The following is a 1,879-nucleotide window of genomic DNA, read 5'->3' as shown; positions in this document are numbered from 1 at the left end:
CCCGGAGGAACACCCGGTACGGAAGCGGCGACCGGAGCGGGGGCAGGGGCGGCCGGGGGCGGCGGCGGCTCGTACAGCGCTGCGGGGCCGGGCGGATGCTCCTCGGCCGGGAGGCGCGGGGGCGGCGGTACGGCGTCCCAGGGCCCCGAGCCGCCGGCCGGGTCGGGACCTCCGGAAACCGCTGTCGTCTCCGCCATCTCCTGGTCACCGCCCCGCCCCGCCGCTCCCGCGGCGTCTGATGCCCTCGCCTGTGTGGCGCCTGCCACCACACTCCGTGCGCGCCACCCTACGAGATCCCGGCTCACCCGTTCCAGGCCGGGTGGCCGATCGGTGCACCACACCACCCGCCCCGCCCCGCTAAGGTGCCGTCATGGTCGATGCCGATCGCCCCTTGCTCTTCCTCGACGTGGACGGCCCGCTGATCCCCTTCGGCGACCCTCCCCCCGGCGGCTACCCCACCTACCGCAGCCCGTACGTCCCGCCCGGCACGGCGATGGGCGGGAATCCGCTGATCGCCCGCGTGAACCCGGAGTTGGGGCCGCGGCTGCTGAGTCTGCCGGGCGAGCCGGTGTGGGCCACCACCTGGCTGGAGGACGCCAACGAGTGCCTCGCGCCCTGGCTCGGCCTGCCCCGACTCCCCGTCGTGGACTGGCCGGTGGACGACACGGGTGCCATGGACGCCCCGGACGCCCCTGCGACGACGGACCCGCCGGACATCACGAACTGGCCGGACGGGCCGGACGGCCTGCACTGGAAGACCCGTGCGCTGGTCGCATGGGCGGACGGGCGGCCGTTCGCCTGGGTGGACGACGAGATCACCGAGCCCGACCGCCGCTGGGTCGCCGCCCACTCCCCCGCCCGCACCCTGCTCCACCGGGTGGATCCCCGACGCGGGCTCACCGAGGCGGACTTCACCGCCCTGGACGCCTGGCTGCGGGCGGTCTGACCGGCCACCGGCCCGCCGATCCGCCGATCCTCCGGACCGCCGCTCCACGGATCGGCCCACCGACCGATCCGCCGACCGCATCCGTACCGAATGTCCACACGACCGCCACATCCGCCGTCGGCCCGTCAACACGACTGCCCGGCCACCCCCGTGGGAGTGGCCGGGCAGTCGGCGATCCACCTCAGGATCCCGCGAGCAGGTCCCGCAGCAGGGCGACGGTGTCGGCGTCCAGGTCCCGGCCGGTCCGGCGGCTGAGCGCGTCCAACCGGTTGACGGCGCGCAGGAGTTGGTCGCGGGCGCCGGCCGAGGCGTAGGCGTAGAAGAGGTCCCGGTGCAGCAGTTCGACGTCCGGGGCGACGGCGAGGCCGCGGAAGACGGCGGCCTCGGCGCTGCGGTGGTCGCCGTACTGCAGACGCCGGGCGGCCAGTTCGTGGGCCGTGTCGACGATCGCCGCGATCATGTCCTGCCGCTCGGCCTCGGCCCAGCCGTACGAGGCCGGCGGGGCCTCCGCGAACGGCGCCCCGCGGACCAGGGCCAGGGCATGGGCGAGGGCCGCGTCGGCGGTGGCACTGGTGCTGCGCATGCCGCGCCGGTAGAGGCCGCGGAACTCGTCCCAGTCGCAGGTGACCGCCGGGGCGAAGGAGTACCCTTCGGTGCCCTCGGTGGGCAGGAAGGCGCGGCCCTCCGGGGAGGTGCCGAACCAGGCGGCCAGGTCGCCGAGTTTGGCCACCACCGGGCTCTGGGCGTCGGCCGAGGTGGGGTGCGGGTCGAGGTGCGCCGCGCCGGGGTGCAGATCGTGGTCGAGCGCGTGGCGGTCCGACCCCGGACGCAGCGCCAGGTAGACGGCCAGCTCGGTGAGCCGGGGCAGCGCGCCGGGGACGGCGGTGCCGAGGACCCCCGCGACGTCCACCGGGCCGAGCAGCCGGATCCGGG

At 76.0% G+C, this 1,879-nt stretch carries 2 protein-coding genes; one reads left to right on the top strand and one right to left on the bottom strand.

Translation table 11 applies throughout. From position 1 onward, the window contains the following. Positions 1–370 precede the first annotated feature (370 nt). Complete coding sequence (locus ACIQOV_RS39655; RefSeq protein WP_401055771.1) at positions 371–946, top strand: hypothetical protein; 576 nt, start codon at positions 371–373, stop codon at positions 944–946. Between the two features lie 181 nt (positions 947–1,127). On the opposite strand, the gene ACIQOV_RS39650 is transcribed toward ACIQOV_RS39655, so the two are convergent. Further along, a partial coding sequence (locus tag ACIQOV_RS39650) for a BTAD domain-containing putative transcriptional regulator (protein ID WP_401055769.1) occupies positions 1,128–1,879 on the bottom strand: 752 nt, incomplete at its 5' end.

The organism is Kitasatospora sp. NPDC091257, assembly GCF_044757675.1.
GTDB classification, from domain to species: domain Bacteria; phylum Actinomycetota; class Actinomycetes; order Streptomycetales; family Streptomycetaceae; genus Kitasatospora; species Kitasatospora lactacystinica.
Note: the sequence above shows the minus strand (reverse complement) of the source record. Positions and strands in the feature narration are given on the sequence as shown.